17 protein-coding genes are annotated in these 19,324 nt (G+C 60.4%); 9 read left to right on the top strand and 8 right to left on the bottom strand.

Translation table 11 applies throughout. The features are described from left to right. Positions 1-135 precede the first annotated feature (135 nt). Positions 136-642 carry a hypothetical protein gene (locus tag FBY01_RS08315; RefSeq protein ID WP_145306984.1) on the bottom strand — a complete coding sequence of 169 codons (507 nt, stop codon included), beginning with the start codon at positions 640-642 and terminating at the stop codon, positions 136-138. 246 nt (positions 643-888) lie between these two features. On the opposite strand from FBY01_RS08315, the gene FBY01_RS08310 reads away from it, so the two are divergent. Then, complete coding sequence (locus FBY01_RS08310) at positions 889-1,830, top strand: AEC family transporter (protein WP_010463375.1); 942 nt, start codon at positions 889-891, stop codon at positions 1,828-1,830. A gap of 101 nt (positions 1,831-1,931) precedes the next feature. On the opposite strand, the gene FBY01_RS08305 is transcribed toward FBY01_RS08310, so the two are convergent. From FBY01_RS08305 to gatC, 6 genes are all read right to left on the bottom strand, one after another. Beyond that, positions 1,932-2,312, bottom strand: coding sequence for a carboxymuconolactone decarboxylase family protein (locus FBY01_RS08305; RefSeq protein ID WP_010463373.1), 381 nt, complete (start codon positions 2,310-2,312; stop codon positions 1,932-1,934). Next, a complete protein-coding gene (locus FBY01_RS08300) occupies positions 2,309-3,367 on the bottom strand; it encodes a calcium/sodium antiporter (protein ID WP_077747414.1) in 1,059 nt (352 codons plus the stop codon). Before FBY01_RS08300 ends, FBY01_RS08305 begins: the two co-directional genes overlap by 4 nt. Positions 3,368-3,417: 50 nt before the next feature. Then, positions 3,418-3,792: a septal ring lytic transglycosylase RlpA family protein gene (locus FBY01_RS08295; protein WP_010463369.1), complete on the bottom strand. Its 375-nt coding sequence runs from the start codon at positions 3,790-3,792 to the stop codon at positions 3,418-3,420. A 148-nt stretch (positions 3,793-3,940) separates the two neighbouring features. Next, a complete protein-coding gene (gatB, locus tag FBY01_RS08290) occupies positions 3,941-5,386 on the bottom strand; it encodes an Asp-tRNA(Asn)/Glu-tRNA(Gln) amidotransferase subunit GatB (RefSeq protein WP_010463367.1) in 1,446 nt (481 codons plus the stop codon). 10 nt (positions 5,387-5,396) lie between these two features. Further along, positions 5,397-6,848 (bottom strand): Asp-tRNA(Asn)/Glu-tRNA(Gln) amidotransferase subunit GatA, encoded by a 1,452-nt coding sequence (gene gatA / locus FBY01_RS08285; RefSeq protein ID WP_077747416.1) that lies wholly within the window; start codon positions 6,846-6,848, stop codon positions 5,397-5,399. 16 nt (positions 6,849-6,864) lie between these two features. After that, on the bottom strand, positions 6,865-7,152 hold the full coding sequence (gatC, locus tag FBY01_RS08280) for an Asp-tRNA(Asn)/Glu-tRNA(Gln) amidotransferase subunit GatC (RefSeq protein ID WP_007901429.1): 288 nt from the start codon (positions 7,150-7,152) through the stop codon (positions 6,865-6,867). A 210-nt stretch (positions 7,153-7,362) separates the two neighbouring features. Between gatC and mreB the strand changes: the two genes are divergently transcribed. The 8 genes from mreB to tldD all read left to right on the top strand — a co-directional run bounded on the left by mreB (position 7,363) and on the right by tldD (position 18,685). After that, positions 7,363-8,400: a rod shape-determining protein MreB gene (gene mreB / locus FBY01_RS08275; RefSeq protein WP_002555108.1), complete on the top strand. Its 1,038-nt coding sequence runs from the start codon at positions 7,363-7,365 to the stop codon at positions 8,398-8,400. Positions 8,401-8,540: 140 nt separating this feature from the next. Next, the gene (gene mreC / locus FBY01_RS08270; protein ID WP_145306982.1) at positions 8,541-9,674 is read left to right on the top strand and encodes a rod shape-determining protein MreC; all 1,134 of its coding nucleotides are present in this window, start codon (positions 8,541-8,543) and stop codon (positions 9,672-9,674) included. Next, entirely contained in the window at positions 9,674-10,165 is a 492-nt protein-coding gene (mreD, locus tag FBY01_RS08265) for a rod shape-determining protein MreD (protein WP_010463359.1), read from the top strand. The genes mreC and mreD overlap by 1 nt, the downstream gene beginning before the upstream one ends. A 43-nt stretch (positions 10,166-10,208) precedes the next feature. Beyond that, complete coding sequence (locus tag FBY01_RS08260) at positions 10,209-10,805, top strand: nucleoside triphosphate pyrophosphatase (RefSeq protein ID WP_145306980.1); 597 nt, start codon at positions 10,209-10,211, stop codon at positions 10,803-10,805. Positions 10,806-10,862: 57 nt separating this feature from the next. After that, entirely contained in the window at positions 10,863-12,320 is a 1,458-nt protein-coding gene (rng, locus tag FBY01_RS08255; RefSeq protein ID WP_010463355.1) for a ribonuclease G, read from the top strand. A gap of 75 nt (positions 12,321-12,395) precedes the next feature. Further along, positions 12,396-16,199: a YhdP family protein gene (locus FBY01_RS08250; RefSeq protein ID WP_145306978.1), complete on the top strand. Its 3,804-nt coding sequence runs from the start codon at positions 12,396-12,398 to the stop codon at positions 16,197-16,199. Positions 16,200-16,377: 178 nt separating this feature from the next. Beyond that, positions 16,378-17,238, top strand: coding sequence for a carbon-nitrogen hydrolase family protein (locus FBY01_RS08245; protein WP_145306976.1), 861 nt, complete (start codon positions 16,378-16,380; stop codon positions 17,236-17,238). Positions 17,239-17,242: 4 nt separating this feature from the next. Next, positions 17,243-18,685, top strand: coding sequence for a metalloprotease TldD (tldD, locus tag FBY01_RS08240; protein ID WP_145306974.1), 1,443 nt, complete (start codon positions 17,243-17,245; stop codon positions 18,683-18,685). A gap of 49 nt (positions 18,686-18,734) precedes the next feature. Here tldD and yjgA read toward each other — a convergent pair whose 3' ends face one another. Then, positions 18,735-19,259 carry a ribosome biogenesis factor YjgA gene (gene yjgA, locus FBY01_RS08235; RefSeq protein WP_010463348.1) on the bottom strand — a complete coding sequence of 175 codons (525 nt, stop codon included), beginning with the start codon at positions 19,257-19,259 and terminating at the stop codon, positions 18,735-18,737. Positions 19,260-19,324 lie beyond the last annotated feature (65 nt).

Below are 19,324 nucleotides of genomic sequence, written 5' to 3'. Positions count from 1 at the left end.
GGCGCGCCGCCTCTCCATCGCTACAGCGATTACTGATCGTCAGTAGCAATGGAGGATGGCTTTCGATCAGCACCCTAAATACCTTGTCGATCAAGTGTTAATGCGGTGCTTTTAGCTTTTTATGGATGCCTCAGACTAAACCAATGACCACGCCAGATTATCCAGATAAAGGTTGCCAGCGGTCACGGATAATTTGCCAGAAAAGCCGGCGATCAATAGTACGTCAAAGGGTATTTCTGCAATTTCGAACGCTTTGTCTTCGGAACTGATAGGGGCGCCGTATACGACTTCTTCTTTCTTCATTGCAATAATATAGGCAGTACCACTTTCATTGCCGCCAGCTGCCTTGATCTGGAACCTCAGGCTATTCACATAGTTTCCAAATGAAAATTTCAATCTGGAACCACTTGGCAAATATAGACTTTTATCGCCGAAGCCCGCCCCATCGGGAGCTTTTACTATTCCTGACGTTTTATCGTCCGGTTGATCTTCGACAGTAACGATTAAATTGTTACTGAATTGCACGGGTAGTTGCAACAAAAAAGACTGGAGGGGTTCTCTTTCCCAGTCCTCCTTGTTCTCTGAGACAGTACCGGTTTTTGAAGCGCCTGAAAATTTATCGCCTGTTGATTTAACTGACATATTTTTTACTCCTGTAATTTGTTTTATTTGCGGGATTATTAAGTGCCCGATGACTAAGCATTGGCTACTGTCAGATCTGACAGTAGCGACGAACGGTCCACATAAATATCAGCTCGAAATCAGTGGGATTTATAGAAAATCAGTGCAGGACGTGACCATGTCAGCGAAGTCGTTCTCTCACACGCAAAGGTCCCCAGTCGCTTATCATTAGCCCCCTAACGACGCCCACCCAAGGTTCCCCCCGGCATGCTGGCTATCTTCCTCGAAACCCTGAACATCACCGCGCCGGTGTTTGCCATGCTGTTTCTAGGGGTGTTGCTCAAGCGCATCGACTGGATCAACGACAACTTCATCCACACCGCGTCGGCCCTGGTGTTCAACGTCACCATGCCGGCGCTGCTGTTTCTAGGCATCCTGCATGCCGACCTGCACGCCGCGTTGCAACCGGCGCTGCTGATCTACTTCTCGCTGGCCACCCTGGCGTGTTTTGCCATCGCCTGGGGCTGGGCGATCTGGAAGTGCCCGCGTGAAGATCGAGGGATTTATACCCAAGGCGCTTTTCGCGGCAACAACGGAGTCATCGGCCTTGCGTTGGCGGCCAGCATGTACGGCGATTACGGGATTTCTCTCGGGGCGATTCTCGCGGCGCTGGTGATCCTGTTTTACAACACGCTCTCGACCATTGTGCTGGCGGTGTACAGCCCGGTGATCAAGTCCGATCCGTGGAGCATCTGCAAAAGCGTGATGGTCAACCCGCTGATCATCAGCGTGTTGGCGGCGGCGCCCTTTGCCTATTTCAAGATCGGCTTGCCGGGGTGGCTGGAAACGTCTGGCCAGTACCTGGCGCAAACCACGTTGCCGTTGGCGTTGATCTGCATCGGCGGCACGCTATCACTGGCAGCATTGCGCAAAAGCGGCAAGATGGCGCTCAGCTCAAGTCTGGTGAAGATGATCGGCTTGCCAGTGTTGGCGACGTTGGGGGCATGGCTTTGGGGATTTCGCGGGGCTGAGTTGGGGATTCTGTTTCTGTACTTCGGCAGCCCGACCGCCGCGGCCAGTTTTGTCATGGCCCGCCAGGCCAACGGCAATCATGAACTGGCGGCGGCGATCATCGTGATCACCACGTTGATGGCGGCGGTCACCACCAATGTCGGAATCTTTTTGTTGCAGTGGGGGGAGTGGATCTAGCGTCGGGATTTTCGCTGGTGTCCAGGGCTGGCAAGCCTCGCCCTGTAGGAGCGAGGCTTGCCCGCGAAGGCGCCAGTCCTGTCACCACAACTTTTGAAGACTCACTCAGGCTTCTGATAGCTGTCGATCACTTCCTGCGCCGCCCGAAACGCATCAATCGCCGCCGGCACACCGGCGTACACCGCGCAATGCAGCAACGCCTCGCGAATCTCTTCCACGGTGCAGCCGTTGTTCAGCGCGCCGCGGACGTGGCCTTTCAACTCCTGCGGGCACTTCAACGCTGTCAGCGCGGCGAGGGTGATCAGGCTGCGGGTTTTCAGCGGCAGGCCTTCGCGGTTCCACACGGCGCCCCAGGCGTGTTCATTGACGAAGTCCTGCAGCGGCTGGGTGAACTCAGTGGCATTGCCCAGTGCGCGGTCGACGAACGCATCGCCCATCACCTGGCGGCGGACTTCTACACCAGGCTTTTTGTTGTCAGTCATGGCATTTCCCTCTTGTGGTGTTGGCGACGCCAGGCGCGCAGCGATGTGAACAGCAGAAACGCCACCAGCGCCGGCAGGACAAAAAACAGCATCAAGTGTTCAAGCTTGCCGGCCAGGGGCATGCCGGTGGTGAACGACACCACGTGCAGACCGTAAGCGAGATACAACCCCAAAAACAGCAGACCTTCGGCGCGGGTCACCCGGTAACCGGTGTAGAACAGCGGCAGGCACAGCACCGCCACACCGAGCATCACCGGCAGGTCGAAATCCAGGGCATTGGGCGAGACCGACAGCGGCGAGGGGGCGACAAGCGCGGTCAGGCCGAGTACGCCCAGGAGGTTGAACAGGTTGCTGCCGATCACGTTACCCACGGCAATGTCCCGCTGACCGCGCAAGGCCGCGATCAATGAGGTGGCCAGTTCCGGCAGGGAGGTGCTGATGGCGACGATGGTCAGGCCGATGACCCGCTCCGACAGACCCAGATCGGTCGCAACCGCCACGGCGGCGCCCAGCAACAAATGGCCGGCGTAGACCAGCATCGCCAGTCCGGCGACGATCATCAGTACGCTGCTGAACCACGGTGCCTGGGGCGTTCCGTCGTGGGAGGGCGGACGGGTCGAGTGCCGCGACTGGCGCAGCAACAAGCCCAGATACAGCGCCAGGGCCGCCAGCAGAACGATGCCGTCCATGCGGGTCAGCTCTTCATTCCACGCCAATACAAACACCAGCAGGCTGGCGCCGATCATCAGTGGAATATCCAGGCGCACCAGTTGCCGTGAAACCCGCAGCGGAATGATCAGCGCCGAAAGCCCCAAGGTGACGAGGATGTTGAAGATGCTGCTGCCGATCACACTGCCGACGGCGATGTCGGCGTTTTGCGCCAGGGTGGCTTGCAGGCTGACCGCCATCTGCGGTGCGCTGCTGCCCAAGGCGACGATGGTCAGCCCGATGATCAGCGGCCGCACCTGCAAGCGCGCCGCCAGGCGCACGGCGCCACGGACCATCAGTTCGGCACCGGCGATCAGCAACAGCAGGCCGCCGAGCAACTCAATCAGGCTGATCAGGGGTAAATCGGCAAGTCCGAAAATGGTCGGGGCTCCGTCTGTTAATCGTCGAGGGCTTGCACGCGAACCCGTGCGGTGCCGCTACGGAGCATACCCAGTTGTTCGGCGGCCTCGTGTGAAAGATCAATCAGGCGCCCGCGGGTGTGCGGCCCGCGGTCGTTGATTCGGACCACGCAGGACTTGTCGTTATTCAGATTGGTGACCTTCACCCGCGTGCCGAACGGCAATTGGCGATGGGCGGCAGTCAGGGAATTCTTGTTGAAACGCTCGCCGCTGGCGGTGCGTTTGCCTTGGTGTTTGGCACCGTAATAGGACGCCGTACCGGTCTTGTCGTAGCCGTGTGGGTCGATGATGTCGTTACTGGCGCAACCGGCCAGCAGAGCGAGCAGGGCGCAGGCACCCAGTAGACGCTTCATTTAAAGGTATCCACATACAAATGTGGGAGCGAGCCAGCTCGCGATGGCGGGCTGTCTGACACATCAATGTTGGATGTGCTGCCGTCATCGCGAGCAGGCTCGCTCCCACAGGGATCGGAGCCAGGCTTTAAATCTGGCTCCATGCTCATCAGCCTTCGAGCTTGCTTTTCAGCAGTTCGTTGACCTGTTGCGGGTTGGCCTTGCCTTTGGAGGCTTTCATGGCCTGGCCGACGAAGAAGCCGAACATCTTGCCGCGTTTGGCTTCGTCTGCCGCGCGGTATTGCTCGACCTGCTCGGCGTTGGCCGCGAGCATTTCGTCCAGCACCGCCGAGATCGCGCCGCTGTCGGTCACTTGCTTGAGGCCGCGCTTGTCGATGATCTCGTCCGCGCTGCCTTCGCCGTTGGCCATCGCTTCAAACACCACCTTGGCGATCTTGCCGGAGATGGTGTTGTCCTTGATGCGCAGCAGCATGCCGCCCAGTTGCTCGGCCGAGACCGGCGACTGGTCGATTTCAACGCCTTGCTTGTTCAGCAGGCTGCCCAGTTCAACCATCACCCAGTTGGCCGCCAGCTTGGCGTCGCCGCTGATGCTCACGACTTTCTCGAAGTAATCGGCTTGCTCGCGGCTGGTGGCCAGGACGCTGGCGTCATACACCGACAGGCCGAACTGCGCCTGGAAGCGCTCGCGTTTCTGTGGTGGCAATTCCGGCAGCGTGGCGCGTACTTCGTCGAGGAACGAGTCTTCGATGACCACTGGCAGCAGGTCCGGGTCGGGGAAGTAACGGTAGTCGTTGGCTTCCTCTTTGCTGCGCATCGGACGGGTTTCGTCCTTGTTCGGATCGTACAGGCGGGTCTGCTGGATCACTTTGCCGCCGTCTTCGATCAGCTCGATCTGACGACGCACTTCGCTGTTGATCGCCTTCTCGATGAAGCGGAACGAGTTGACGTTCTTGATCTCGCAGCGCGTGCCGAATTCAACCTGGCCTTTCGGGCGGATCGACACGTTGCAGTCACAACGCAGCGAGCCTTCGGCCATGTTTCCGTCGCAGATGCCCAGGTAACGCACCAGCGCGTGGATGGTCTTGACGTAGGCCACGGCTTCCTTGGCGCTGCGCATGTCCGGCTCGGAGACGATTTCCAGCAGCGGCGTGCCGGCACGGTTCAGGTCGATGCCGGTGGCGCCGTTGAACTCTTCGTGCAGGCTTTTACCGGCGTCTTCTTCCAGGTGCGCACGGGTGACGCCGACACGTTTGATCGTGCCGTCTTCCATGGCGATGTCCAGGTGGCCCTTGCCGACGATCGGCAATTCCATCTGGCTGATCTGGTAGCCCTTCGGCAGATCCGGGTAGAAATAGTTTTTACGGGCGAACACGTTGTGCTGGCCGATCTCGGCATCGATCGCCAGGCCGAACATCACGGCCATGCGCACGGCTTCCTGGTTCAGCACCGGCAGTACGCCAGGCATGCCGAGGTCAACGAGGCTGGCCTGGGTGTTCGGCTCGGAACCGAACGTGGTGGAGCTACCGGAAAAGATTTTCGACCGGGTGGTGAGCTGGGTGTGAATCTCCAGCCCGATCACGACTTCCCATTGCATGTGTTTCTCCTCAGAAGCCGGTTGGGGTGCGGGTGTGCCAGTCAGTGTTCAATTGATACTGATGGGCAACGTTCAACAGGCGACCTTCCTGGAAATACGGGGCGAGCAATTGCACGCCGACCGGCAGGCCATCGACAAAACCTGCAGGCATGGACAAGCCCGGCAGACCCGCGAGGTTGGCGGTGATGGTGTAGACGTCTTCCAGGTACGCAGCCACCGGGTCGCTGTTTTTGGCGCCGAGCTTCCAGGCCGGGTTCGGCGTGGTTGGGCCGAGGATGATGTCGACCTCATTAAAGGCTGCCATGAAGTCGTTCTTGATCAAGCGACGGATCTTCTGCGCCTTCAAGTAGTAGGCGTCGTAGTAACCGGCCGACAGCGCGTAGGCACCGACCATGATCCGGCGCTGCACTTCCGGGCCGAAACCTTCGCCACGGGAACGCTTGTACAGATCGATCAGGTCTTTCGGGTTCTCGCAGCGATGGCCAAAGCGCACGCCGTCGAAACGCGACAGGTTGGAAGACGCTTCCGCCGGGGCGATCACGTAGTACGCAGGAATCGCGTGCTGCATGTTCGGCAGGCTGATTTCCTTGATCACGGCACCGAGCTTTTCCAGCTCCTTGATGCTGTTGTGGATCAGATCGGCAATGCGCGGGTCGAGGCCGGCGCCAAAGTATTCCTTAGGCACGCCGATGCGCAGGCCTTGCAGCGAGCCGTTGAGGCTGGCGCTGTAATCAGGCACGGGCTCGTCGATGCTGGTGGAATCTTGCGGGTCGAAACCGGCCATGCCTTGCAGCAGGATCGCGCAGTCTTCGGCGGTGCGAGCCAGAGGGCCGCCCTGATCGAGGCTGGACGCATAGGCAATCATGCCCCAGCGCGAAACACGACCGTACGTCGGTTTCAGGCCGGTGAGGTTGGTCAGTGCGGCGGGTTGGCGGATCGAACCGCCTGTGTCAGTGCCAGTGGCCGCCGGCAACAGGCGCGCGGCAACCGCTGCAGCCGAACCACCGGACGAACCGCCCGGAACGTATTCCAGGTTCCACGGGTTTTTCACCGGGCCGTAGTAGCTCGACTCGTTGGCCGACCCCATGGCGAATTCGTCCATGTTGGTCTTGCCCAGGGTCACTGCGCCGGCAGCCGCCAGTTTGGCAACGACCGTGGCGTCGTACGGGGCTTTGAAGTTGTCGAGCATCTTGGAGCCACAGCTGGTGCGGATGCCCAGGGTGCAGAACAGGTCTTTGTGGGCGATCGGCGCGCCGAGCAGGGCGCCGCTCTCACCTTTGGCGCGGCGTGCGTCAGCGGCTTTCGCCTGCTGGAGCGCCAGGTCTTCGGTGAGGCTGATGAAGCTGTTGAGCTGCGGATCGAGCTGGGCGATACGCGCCAGCAGGGTTTTGGTCAGCTCTTCGGAAGAAAACTTTTTATCGGCGAGTCCGCGGGCGATCTCGGCCAGAGTCAATTGATGCATTGCAGGCTCTTTCCCTTTAGTCGATGACTTTCGGAACCAGGTACAGGCCGTTTTCGACCGCTGGTGCGATGGACTGGTAGGCCTCGCGATGATTGGTCTCGGTCACGACGTCTGCACGCAGGCGCTGGCTGGCTTCCAGTGGGTGGGCGAGCGGCTCGATACCGTCGGTATTGACCGCCTGCATTTCGTCGACCAGCCCGAGAATGCTGTTCAGGGCTGAAGTAATGTGTGGAAGATCGGCATCATTGAGGCCAAGGCAGGCCAGATGAGCGATTTTTTCCACGTCGGAGCGTTCAAGCGCCATGGGAATCTCCAGTGGAAAACAGAACGGACGGCGTCCGTGTGTTAGATTGTCGGAACACTACCGCATTTCTACGGTCATAAGGCCGCGATTGTGGGGGTTGGTGCACAGAAAAGCGGCCAATTTAACATATTGGCGCCTTGCCCAAAATCCCTGTCGTTGTTAGAGTTTGCCGCACTTTTTTACCCACGCGTTGCCTAGGGTCCCTTTCCCATGTTCAAGAAACTGCGTGGCATGTTTTCCAGCGATCTTTCCATTGACCTGGGCACTGCCAACACCCTTATTTACGTGCGCGAGCGCGGTATCGTCCTGAATGAGCCATCGGTTGTGGCTATTCGGACACACGGTAACCAGAAAAGTGTCGTTGCTGTCGGCACCGAGGCGAAGCGTATGCTCGGCCGTACGCCGGGCAACATTGCTGCCATTCGTCCGATGAAGGACGGCGTGATTGCCGACTTCAGCGTCTGCGAAAAGATGCTGCAATACTTTATCAACAAGGTTCACGAAAACAGCTTCCTGCAGCCAAGCCCGCGTGTGCTGATCTGCGTTCCGTGCAAATCCACCCAGGTTGAGCGTCGTGCCATCCGTGAATCGGCCCTTGGTGCCGGTGCACGTGAAGTATTCCTGATCGAAGAGCCGATGGCTGCCGCGATCGGTGCCGGCCTGCCGGTTGAAGAAGCACGCGGTTCGATGGTCGTCGATATCGGTGGCGGTACCACTGAAATCGCGCTGATCTCCCTGAACGGTGTGGTGTACGCTGAATCCGTTCGTGTTGGCGGCGACCGCTTCGACGAAGCGATTATCACCTACGTACGTCGCAACTACGGCAGCCTGATCGGCGAATCCACCGCCGAGCGCATCAAGCAGGAAATCGGTACGGCCTACCCGGGCGGCGAAGTGCGTGAAGTCGACGTTCGTGGCCGTAACCTGGCCGAAGGCGTTCCACGTGCCTTCACCCTGAACTCCAACGAAGTGCTGGAAGCTCTGCAAGAGTCCCTGGCCACCATCGTTCAGGCTGTGAAAAGTGCGCTGGAGCAATCGCCTCCGGAACTGGCTTCCGACATCGCCGAGCGTGGTCTGGTACTGACCGGTGGTGGCGCCTTGTTGCGTGACCTCGACAAGTTGCTGGCCCAGGAAACAGGTCTGCCGGTGATCGTTGCCGAAGACCCGCTGACCTGCGTTGCTCGCGGCGGTGGCCGTGCATTGGAAATGATGGATAAACACACCATGGACCTGCTGTCGAGCGAGTGATCTCGCCCGATGCATCTATGCTGTTGAGCGCGCAGGCGGCACTTTGCAGTGCTGCCTGTTTGCGTTTACCTTCTGTCAGTCTGTATCCAGGCCGGTCTGCCGTATGAATAAACAAAACATTTGCCTGGGAGGAGCGGCTTATTAAACCGCTTTTCACCAAAGGGCCTTCACTGGGCGTGCGCTTGTTGGTGCTGGTCGTGCTATCGGTCGCGCTGATGGTGGTCGATGCCCGCTTCACACTGCTCAAGCCAGTGCGTAGCCAAATGTCGCTGGTACTGATGCAGTCTTACTGGATCACGGACCTGCCGCAGCGGCTATGGCAGGGGGTGGCCAGCCAGTTCGGCAGCCGTACCGAGCTCGTCGCCGAAAACGAAAAACTCAAGACCGAAAACCTGCTGTTGCAGGGTCGCATGCAAAAGCTTGCCGCCCTCACCGAGCAGAACGTTCGGCTGCGCGAGTTGCTCAATTCCTCTGCGCTGGTCAACGAGAAGGTCGAAGTGGCCGAGTTGATCGGCATGGACCCTAACCCCTTCACCCATCGCATCATCATCAATAAAGGTGAGCGTGACGGTGTGGTCCTCGGTCAGCCGGTGCTCGATGCCCGCGGCCTGATGGGCCAGGTGGTCGAATTGATGCCTTACACCTCCCGTGTGCTGTTGCTGACCGACACTACCCACAGCATTCCGGTGCAGGTGAACCGCAACGGTCTGCGGGCGATTGCCAGCGGCACCGGCAACCCGGAGCGTCTGGAACTGCGTCACGTCGCGGACACGGCTGATATCAAGGAAGGCGATCTGCTGGTCAGTTCCGGTCTCGGTCAGCGATTCCCTGCGGGTTACCCGGTTGCGACCGTCAAGGAAGTGATCCACGATTCCGGCCAGCCGTTTGCCATCGTGCGTGCCGTGCCGACCGCGGCGTTGAACCGCAGCCGTTACCTGCTGCTGGTGTTCACCGACGGTCGCACAGCCGAAGAGCGCGCCAACGATGCGGCCCAGGCGCAAGAAGCGCTGGACCAGCACGGCGGCGGGCCGATCATTCCGGCGACCGTGCCTAAACCTGTGCCGGCGACCGTGGTGGTGCCCGCGCCTGCTGCTACGCCCGCCGCAACACCGGCAGCACCAGCACCGGCGGCACCCCCGGCAAAACCTGCGGCCGCCAAGCCCCCCGCATCGCAACCTGCCGCAACCAAACCGCCAGCCACTCAACCAGCGGCGGTGAAGCCTGCCGCTAAACCGCCTGTCTCCGCGCCGGCTTCCACAGGGGGACGAGAATAATGGTCGGTGCAACCGCATCCCGAAATGACTGGATGATCTGGCTGACGTTTGCCATTGGCATGCTGCTCAGCGTTTCACCGCTGCCGCAATTCATGGAAATCCTCCGTCCGCTGTGGCTGGCCTTGCTGCTGGCTTTCTGGGCGTTGTACTTGCCGCAGAAGGTCGGCATGGTCACCGCCTGGTGCCTGGGCCTGGCCGAAGACGTGCTGTACGGCACGTTGCTGGGCCAGAACGCGTTGATCCTGACCCTGATCACCTTCCTGGTGCTGTCGCTGCAACAGCGCCTGCGCATGTTCCCGATGTGGCAACAGAGCCTGGTGATCCTGGTCATCTTCGGCCTCGCGCAGCTTGTTCAACTATGGCTCAGCGCTTTGACCGGCAATCGACAGCCCACACTGGCGCTGGTCTTGCCAGCACTGGTCAGTGCATTACTCTGGCCGTGGATCAGCTACGGTTTGCGCGGTTTGCGTCGGCGCTACAAGATCAATTAATTCGGTCAGGCATCTGCCAGTACCTCGACAGGGAGATGTCTAGATGAAAGTGCTTTACCTCGCCTCAGGCTCGCCGCGTCGGCGTGAACTGCTCACGCAGATCGGCGTGCCGTTCTCCGCCATCAGCGCGGACATCGATGAAACCCCTTTAACTCAAGAATCCCCGTCGGCCTATGTCGAGCGCCTGGCGCGCGGCAAAGCCGAGGCCGGGCGCGGCGCGGTCGTGTCCGACGCCGATTTTTGCGTGCTGGGCGCCGACACCGCCGTGGTACTCAACGGGAAAATTCTCGGCAAACCGGTGGACGAAGCCGATGCGTGCGCCATGCTTATGATGTTGGCCGGTCAGGAACACGAAGTGTTGACCGCCATTGCGGTGCTCGACGGTGAGCGTTGTGAGTCCCGGGTAGTACGCAGTCTGGTGCGCTTTCGCAACATCGCTCACGATGAAGCGGCGGCCTACTGGGCCAGTGGCGAACCCCGGGACAAGGCCGGTGGCTATGGCATTCAAGGACTGGGCGCGGTGTTTGTCGCCGGGCTCAATGGCAGTTACTCGGCAGTGGTTGGACTGCCGCTGTGCGAAACCGCTGAGCTGCTCGGCCATTTCGGCATACCCTGTTGGCAAACCCTTAACGCGCGCTGAGCGTCGTACTGACAAGATGCGGCCATTATCGTGAACATGCCTGGACGAGACCCTGCCATGAGTGAAGAGATTCTGATCAACATCACGCCGATGGAATCGCGCGTGGCAGTGGTCGAAAACGGTGTCCTGCAAGAGGTCCATGTCGAGCGCACGCAAAAGCGCGGGATCGTCGGCAACATCTATAAAGGCAAGGTCGTGCGGGTATTGCCGGGCATGCAAGCCGCCTTCGTCGATATCGGCCTGGACCGCGCCGCGTTCATTCACGCCTCGGAAATATCCCTGCGCGAAGGCCCGGCGGTGGAGAGCATCAGCGCGCTGGTTCACGAAGGCCAGAGTCTGGTTGTCCAGGTCACCAAGGACCCGATCGGCTCCAAAGGCGCACGCCTGACCACTCAGCTGTCGATTCCGTCGCGTTATCTGGTGTACATGCCGCGCACGGCCCACGTCGGCATTTCGCTGAAGATCGAAGACGAAGCCGAGCGCGAACGCCTCAAGCAAGTCGTCACCGATTGCGTGGCCAAAGAAGGCATCAAGGAGGCGGGCGGTTTTATCCTGCGTACCGCCGCCGAAGGGGCCGGTGCCGATGAAATCCTCATGGACATCCGCTACCTGCGCCGTCTCTGGGATCAGATTAACGAGCAGATCAAAACCATCGGTGCGCCGAGTGTGATCTACGAGGACCTCGGCCTGGCGTTGCGTACGCTGCGAGACCTGGTCAGCCCGAAGATCGAGAAGATCCGCATCGACTCTCGGGAAACCTTTCAGAAAACCACGCAGTTCGTCGCCGAACTGATGCCGGAAATCGCCGATCGTCTTGAACATTATCCGGGCGAACGGCCGATTTTCGACCTGTACGGCGTCGAAGACGAAATCCAGAAAGCCCTCGAGCGCAAAGTGCCGCTCAAGTCTGGCGGTTATCTGGTGGTCGACCCGGCCGAAGCCATGAGCACCATCGACGTCAACACCGGGGCGTTCGTCGGCCATCGCAACCTCGAAGAAACCATCTTCAAGACCAACCTCGAAGCCGCGACCGCCATTGCCCGCCAGCTGCGCCTGCGCAATCTGGGCGGGATCATCATCATCGACTTCATCGACATGGAAGACGAAGAGCACCAGCGCCAGGTGCTACGGACCCTCGAGAAGCAGCTGGAACGCGATCACGCCAAGACCAACATCATCGGCATTACCGAGTTGGGGCTGGTGCAGATGACGCGCAAGCGCACCCGTGAAAGCCTCGAACAAGTGTTGTGCGAACCGTGCAGCAGCTGTCAGGGCCGCGGCAAGCTCAAGACGCCGGAAACGGTCTGCTATGAAATTTTCCGCGAAATCCTCCGCGAGGCGCGTGCCTATCAAGCGGAAGGCTATCGTGTATTGGCGAACCAGAAAGTCGTCGACCGTTTGCTTGATGAAGAGTCGGGTAATGTCGCTGAGCTTGAAGGATTTATCGGACGCACCATTCGTTTCCAGGTGGAAACCATGTATTCCCAGGAACAATACGACGTGGTGCTGCTCTGAATCGCTGTGTTTCACCCTTACTAGAACGGCTGGCCTCAGCTTTTTGCAGTATTTTTGCCATGGGAGCCAACTGACATGGAACGTCTGACACGCATTTTGGCCGCACTGACCCGCTGGGGTCTTGGCCTGTGCGCGTTGGTCCTGGTGTTGATGGCGTTGTTCGTCAGCCTCGGCCGGGAGCTGACGCCTCTGGTGGCCGAATACCGCGCCGACGTCGAAACCAAAGCCAGCGCCGCCTTGGGCATGCCGCTTCAGATCGGCAAGCTGGAAGGTAACTGGAGCGGCTTCGCGCCGATTTTGCTGGCGCACGATGTGACGGTCGGCGAGGGCGCCAACGCCCTGCACCTGGATCAGGTGCGAGCGGTGCCAGACCTTTGGGAAAGCCTGTTGGCTCGCGAAGTGCGCATTGCCCACCTGGAACTCAACGGCCTGAAGATCAGCCTCAAGGAAGGCGCGGACGGTCAGTGGGCGCTGGAAGGGTTGCCCGTGCAACAGGACCAGCCGCTTGATCCGGAGCAACTGCTCAACCGCCTGCAAATGGTCCAGCAGCTATCGGTAATCGACAGTCAGGTGACGTTGCAACCTGTGGACCACTCGCCGCTGACCCTGACTTACGTTGGCCTGAATCTGAAAACCGGCGTCTCCCGCCAGCGCCTTGATGTCCGTCTTAATCTGCCAGATGGTCAACCGGTGGCCATGAGTGTGCACACGCGGATTCGCGCCAGCCAGTGGAAGGACGGCGAGGCCGAGGCCTACCTGAGCCTGCCGCAAAGCGATTGGTCGAAATGGCTGCCCGAACGTCTGACCCGGCAATGGAACTTCTCCGAGCTCAAGGCCGGCGGCGAGCTTTGGGTGAACTGGGGCAAAGGCGCGCTGCAAAGCGGTGCCATTCGTTTGAACGCGCCGCAACTCAAGGGCGCCTTCGGCGAACGCAAGCCGATCCAGATCAACAATCTGGCGCTCAACGGTTATTTTCAGCGCAGCACCGAAGGCATGCTGGTGACCCTTGATTCTCTGGCCATGAACTTCGGCGAGACCCGCTGGGAGTCGCGCTTGCAACTTCGACAAACCGTCGCCACCGACAAGGCTGAAGAACTTTGGCACTTGCAGGCCGACCGCCTCGACCTCACTCCGCTCACGCCGCTGATTAACGCCTTGGGGCCGCTGCCCGAAGGCGTTGCCACCGCGGTCGAGCGACTCAAGGTGACCGGTGGGCTGCGCAACGTGCTGATCGATCTGCGTCCCAATGCCACCGATGACAGCAAGTTCAGCTTTGCTGCCAACCTCGATCAGGTCGGCTTCGACGCGTATCACGGCGCTCCGGCAGCACGAAATGTCAGCGGCAGCATCAGCGGTGACCTCGGTCAGGGCGAACTGCGGATGGACAGCAAGGATTTTGTCCTGCACCTGGATCCGATTTTCGCCAAGCCGTGGCAATACATTCAGGCCAACGCCCGGCTGACCTGGAAGCTCGACAAGGAAAGCTTCACCCTGATCGCGCCGTACCTGAAGGTACTGGGGGAGGAGGGCAAGATTGCCGGTGACTTCCTGATCCGCCTGCATTTCGACCACACCCAGGAAGACTACATGGACCTGCGGGTCGGCCTGGTGGACGGCGACGGTCGCTACACCGCCAAGTACCTGCCGACCATGCTCAGCCCGGCGCTGGACGAATGGTTGCGCACGGCGATTCTCAAAGGCGCGGTGGACCAGGGCTTCTTCCAGTATCAGGGCTCGCTGAACCAAGGCGCCGCCGACACCGCGCGCAGCATCAGCCTGTTCTTCAAGGTGCACGATGCCGAACTGGCCTTTCAGCCGGGTTGGCCGCATGTCAGCAAGGTCACCGGTGATGTGTTCGTGGAAGACAGTGGCGTGCGAGTTCTGGCCAGTAAGGGCCAATTGCTCGACACGCAGGTTCGCGACATTTACGTCAATATTCCCCATGCGCCGGAAGGGCAAAGCGTTCACCTGTTCCTCGACGGCGGGTTTTCCGGCGGGTTGGGTGATGGCCTGAAGATTCTCCAGGAAGCGCCAATCGGCACGGCTGAAACCTTTGCCGGATGGGAAGGCGAGGGCGATCTGCAAGGCAAGCTGAAGCTGGATATTCCACTGGTCAAAGGCGAGCAGCCGAAGATTCTTGTCGACTTCAAGACCGCCAAGGCGCGGTTGAAGCTGGCCGAGCCTTCCCTGGAGCTGACGCAGCTCAAAGGTGATTTCCGCTTCGACAGCGCCAAGGGCTTGAGCGGGCAGAACATCACTGCGCGTGCCTTCGATAAACCGGTCACCGCGCAGATTTTTGCCGATGGCAGCGCGGGCAATCTCAAGACTCGTGTGACGGCCTCCGGTCAGGTCGAGGTCAAGAAGCTCACTGACTGGTTGAGCGTCACCCAGCCATTGCCGGTGTCCGGCCTGATCCCGTATCAACTGCAACTGAGCCTGGATGGCCCTGACAGCCAGCTCTCGGTCAATTCCAGCCTCAAAGGCGTGGCGATCGACTTGCCGGCGCCGTTTGGCATGACTGCCGATGCTGGTCGCGACACCACGTTCCGCATGACCCTGCAAGGGCCGGAACGCCGCTACTGGGTCAATTATGGTGCGCTGGCAGACTTCACGTTTGCGGCACCGCCCGGCAATTTTGCCGACGGTCGTGGCGAGTTGTTCCTGGGCGGCGGCAGTGCCGTGCTGCCCGGCGCCAAAGGGCTGCGAGTGCGCGGCGTGCTGTCGGAGCTGGATGTCGGGCCATGGAAGGATCTGGCGGACAAGTACGCTGGCCAGGATCCGGGCGGCAGTGCCAAGCAGTTGCTCAGCAGTGCAGACTTCAAGGTTGGCAAGCTCAGCGGTGTCGGCACAACGCTCGATCAGGCCTCGGTGCAGTTGAACCGCAAACCGGCTGCGTGGGCCTTGCAACTCGACAGTCAGCAGGTCAAGGGCAGCGCGAGCATCCCTGATGCGAAAGGCGCGCCGATTGCGATCAATCTGCAAACCGTGCGGTTGCCGGCACCCGACCCGACGGTCCTCGCCGACGAAAACTCACCGGATCCACTGGCCTCGGTGGACCCGACCAAGATCCCGGCGCTGGACATCACCATCAATCAGCTGTTCCAGGGGCAGGACCTCGTCGGCGCCTGGTATCTGAAAGTCCGCCCGACTGCCAAAGGTATTGCGCTCAATACTCTGGACCTGGGCCTCAAAGGTATTTTGTTGCAGGGCAGTGGCGGCTGGGAGGGCATACCTGGCAGCTCCAGCAGTTGGTACAAAGGACGGATCAGCGGCAAGAATCTCGCTGACGTGCTCAAAGGCTGGGGTTTCGCGCCGAGCGTCACCAGTGAAGAGTTTCACATGGATGTCGACGGTCGCTGGCCGGGTTCACCGGCGTGGCTGGCCACCAAACGTTTCTCCGGCACCCTCGATGCTTCGTTGAATAAAGGCCAGTTCGTTGAGGTCGAAGGCAGCGCCCAGGCCCTGCGGGTGTTTGGCCTGCTCAACTTCAACTCGATCGGTCGTCGTCTGCGCCTGGACTTCTCCGACCTGTTCGGCAAAGGCTTGAGTTATGACCGGGTCAAAGGTCTGCTGGCCGCGACCAACGGGGTTTATGTGACGCAGGAACCGATCCTGCTGACTGGTCCGTCGAGCAACATTGAACTGAACGGTACCCTGAACCTGGTGGCCGACCAGGTTGACGCAAAACTGCTGGTGACTTTGCCGGTGACCAACAACCTGCCGATTGCCGCGTTGATTGTCGGCGCACCGGCCATCGGCGGTGCGCTGTTCCTGATCGACAAGCTGATCGGTGACCGCGTGGCACGTTTCGCCAGCGTCAAATACACCGTCAAAGGCCCATGGAAAGAGCCGAAAATCACCTTCGACAAGCCTTTTTGAAAAGCCACTCTCCAGATCTATGGAGTAGCATGGTCCTCGGTTCTGATGCCACGCCCCTGATCTTTGTAGGCGCGAGGCTTGCCCGCGAATCGACGCACCGCGGTGTGTCAGGCAAGATGCCTTCGCGGGCAAGCCTCGCTCTTACAGGGTTGTGTTGATTCCCGATAAGGAAAAGGCCATGTCTTTTGCGGTGATTCAAATGGTCAGCCAGAGCGACGTGCTGGCCAACCTGGCCCGAGCCCGGCATCTGCTCGAAGAGGCTGCGGCGGGTGGCGCGCAGCTGGCGGTGCTGCCGGAAAACTTCGCCGCCATGGGCCGTCGCGACATTGCTGACATCGGCCGCGCCGAGGCGTTGGGTGAAGGTCCGATCCTGCCGTGGTTGAAACAGACCGCCCGTGACCTCAAGTTATGGATAGTGGCCGGCACGTTGCCGTTGCCGCCGTTGGGCCATCCGACGTCCAAGGCGCATGCCTGTTCGTTGCTGGTCAATGAGCAGGGCGAAACGGTGGCGCGCTACGACAAGCTGCACCTGTTCGACGTGGATGTGGCAGACAATCGCGGGCGTTATCGCGAATCCGATGACTATGCTTATGGCAGTGGGGTTGTGGTGGCGGACACGCCCGTCGGCCGGGTCGGCCTGACAGTGTGTTACGACCTGCGTTTCCCGGAGTTGTACAGTGAATTGCGGGCTGCGGGCGCGCAATTGATTACCGCACCGTCGGCATTTACCGCGGTGACCGGCGCAGCACATTGGGAGGTGCTGATTCGCGCGCGGGCCATCGAGACTCAATGTTATGTGCTCGCGGCCGCCCAGGGTGGGACGCATCCGGGACCGCGAGAAACCTGGGGGCACGCTGCAATCGTCGATCCTTGGGGACGCGTGCTGGCACAACAGGATCAAGGCGAGGCCGTGCTGCTGGCCGAACGCGATAGCAGCGAACAGGCGTCCATCAGGACGCGGATGCCGGTGTCCAGTCACCGGCGCTTTTTCTCGCAGGGCGCACAGCGACCTGCCCGGAACGACGAATTTAAGGCGTAAACATATGAGCGAGTTGTTGTCCTCCGTCAGTGAACACCTCCTGGCGCCCGGTGGCGTAACGATCGAGAGCCTGCAAGGTGTGCTCGGCGATCTGGCCGGTCCGGGCATCGATGCGGCGGATCTGTATTTCCAGGGGCAGATTTCCGAGTCCTGGGCGCTGGAAGACGGGATCGTCAAGGAGGGCAGCTTCAACCTCGACCAAGGCGTGGGCGTGCGTGCGCAATCGAATGAAAAAACCGGTTTCGCCTACAGCAATGCCATCACCCTGGAAGCCCTCGGCGCTGCGGCCCGGGCGGCACGTTCGATCTCCCGCGCCGGGCAGAATGGCACGGTGCAGGCGTTCACCTCGGCGGACGTCACACAGTTGTACGGGCCGGACAACCCGCTGGAAGTGATGAGCCGCGCGGAAAAAGTCGAACTGCTCAAGCGCATCGACGTCGCGACTCGCGCCCTCGACCCGCGTATCCAGCAAGTCACCGTAAGCATGGCCGGCGTCTGGGAGCGCATTCTTGTCGCTTCGACCGACGGTAGCCTGGCGGCCGATGTGCGGCCGCTGGTGCGCTTCAACGTCAGCGTGATCGTCGAGCAAAACGGTCGCCGCGAGCGCGGTGGTCATGGCGGTGGCGGTCGTACCGATTACCGCTATTTCCTTAGCGATGACCGTGCCATGGGCTACGCCCGTGAAGCGCTGCGTCAGGCGCTGGTCAACCTTGAAGCCATTCCTGCGCCGGCCGGTACGTTGCCGGTGGTGTTGGGTTCGGGCTGGTCCGGCGTGCTGCTGCACGAAGCGGTCGGCCACGGTCTGGAAGGTGATTTCAACCGCAAGGGCAGTTCGGCCTACAGCGGGCGCATGGGCGAGATGGTTGCGTCCAAGTTGTGCACCATCGTCGATGACGGCACGCTGGCCGGTCGTCGTGGCTCCCTGAGCGTCGACGACGAAGGCACCCCGACCGAGTGCACCACATTGATCGAAAACGGCGTGCTCAAGGGTTACATGCAAGACAAGCTCAACGCACGCCTGATGGGCGTGGCCCGCACCGGCAACGGTCGTCGTGAGTCCTATGCGCATCTGCCGATGCCGCGGATGACCAACACCTACATGCTGGCCGGCGAAAGCGACCCGGAAGAAATCATCAAGTCGGTCAAGCGCGGCATCTATTGCGCCAACCTCGGCGGCGGGCAGGTGGATATCACCAGCGGCAAGTTCGTGTTCTCCACCAGCGAGGCGTACCTGATCGAAGACGGCAAAATCACTGCCCCGGTCAAAGGCGCGACGTTGATCGGCAACGGCCCGGAAGCCATGAGCAAGGTGTCGATGGTCGGTAACGATCTGGCGCTGGACAGTGGTGTGGGGACGTGTGGCAAGGATGGGCAGTCGGTGCCGGTGGGTGTCGGCCAGCCAACGCTGAAAATCGATGCGATCACTGTGGGTGGCACAGGATCGTAAAAGGATGGAGCTTCGGGTGAGCCGCTTGGCGACTCACCCGATTCGAGATTTAACGCAGGCCGCGTTGAGTCTCGTCCAGCTCACGGATGTACTTGAAGATTTTACGGCTCGATGCCGGTGGCTTGTTGGTCGCCAGTTCGTGCTGGGCCTGACGGATCAGGGAGCGCAACTGCTGACGATCAGCCTCCGGGTAGTCGAGCACGAACTTCTCCAGGACCGCATCGTCGCCCGCGATCAAGCGATCGCGCCAGCGTTCCAGGCCATGGAAACGTTCGTTGTACTGCCGGGTGGAGGCATCGAGTTGATCGAGCAGCGCCAGAATGGCGTCAGTGTCCTGATCGCGCATCAGTTTGCCGATGAACATAAGGTGCCGTTTACGCGCGATATTCGCGGTGTGCTTGGGCGCATCAGCCAGTGCCCGGCGCATAGCGTCGGTCAACGGCAGTTTTGCCAGCAAGTCAGGCTTGAGCGTTGTAAGGCGCTCGCCGAGGTCAACCAGAGCATGAAGCTCGCGTTTAACCTGGGATTTGCTTTTTTCTCCCGTATCGAGGGAGTCGTCGTAAGAATCAACCATGGTGGCCGTCCGCAAAGAAACGCCGCCATGATAACCAGTCGGGGGCCGCTTGTCCGGCCCGGTCG

It is taken from the genome of Pseudomonas sp. SJZ077, assembly GCF_007993905.1.
In the GTDB taxonomy this organism is placed as follows: Bacteria; Pseudomonadota; Gammaproteobacteria; order Pseudomonadales; family Pseudomonadaceae; genus Aquipseudomonas; species Aquipseudomonas mandelii.
The sequence above is the reverse complement of the archived record's forward strand: the minus strand, read 5'-3'. Positions and strand labels throughout refer to the sequence as shown.

What these genes read in the sequence shown, in the direction of transcription:
- FBY01_RS08315 (WP_145306984.1), bottom strand. Translation starts at nt 642, where the DNA reads ATGTCAGTTAAATCAACAGGCGATAAATTTTCAGGCGCTTCAAAAACC.
- FBY01_RS08310 (WP_010463375.1), top strand. Translation starts at nt 889, where the DNA reads ATGCTGGCTATCTTCCTCGAAACCCTGAACATCACCGCGCCGGTGTTT.
- FBY01_RS08305 (WP_010463373.1), bottom strand. Translation starts at nt 2,312, where the DNA reads ATGACTGACAACAAAAAGCCTGGTGTAGAAGTCCGCCGCCAGGTGATG.
- FBY01_RS08295 (WP_010463369.1), bottom strand. Translation starts at nt 3,792, where the DNA reads ATGAAGCGTCTACTGGGTGCCTGCGCCCTGCTCGCTCTGCTGGCCGGT.
- gatB (WP_010463367.1), bottom strand. Translation starts at nt 5,386, where the DNA reads ATGCAATGGGAAGTCGTGATCGGGCTGGAGATTCACACCCAGCTCACC.
- gatA (WP_077747416.1), bottom strand. Translation starts at nt 6,848, where the DNA reads ATGCATCAATTGACTCTGGCCGAGATCGCCCGCGGACTCGCCGATAAA.
- gatC (WP_007901429.1), bottom strand. Translation starts at nt 7,152, where the DNA reads ATGGCGCTTGAACGCTCCGACGTGGAAAAAATCGCTCATCTGGCCTGC.
- mreB (WP_002555108.1), top strand. Translation starts at nt 7,363, where the DNA reads ATGTTCAAGAAACTGCGTGGCATGTTTTCCAGCGATCTTTCCATTGAC.
- mreD (WP_010463359.1), top strand. Translation starts at nt 9,674, where the DNA reads ATGGTCGGTGCAACCGCATCCCGAAATGACTGGATGATCTGGCTGACG.
- FBY01_RS08260 (WP_145306980.1), top strand. Translation starts at nt 10,209, where the DNA reads ATGAAAGTGCTTTACCTCGCCTCAGGCTCGCCGCGTCGGCGTGAACTG.
- rng (WP_010463355.1), top strand. Translation starts at nt 10,863, where the DNA reads ATGAGTGAAGAGATTCTGATCAACATCACGCCGATGGAATCGCGCGTG.
- FBY01_RS08250 (WP_145306978.1), top strand. Translation starts at nt 12,396, where the DNA reads ATGGAACGTCTGACACGCATTTTGGCCGCACTGACCCGCTGGGGTCTT.
- FBY01_RS08245 (WP_145306976.1), top strand. Translation starts at nt 16,378, where the DNA reads ATGTCTTTTGCGGTGATTCAAATGGTCAGCCAGAGCGACGTGCTGGCC.
- tldD (WP_145306974.1), top strand. Translation starts at nt 17,243, where the DNA reads ATGAGCGAGTTGTTGTCCTCCGTCAGTGAACACCTCCTGGCGCCCGGT.
- yjgA (WP_010463348.1), bottom strand. Translation starts at nt 19,259, where the DNA reads ATGGTTGATTCTTACGACGACTCCCTCGATACGGGAGAAAAAAGCAAA.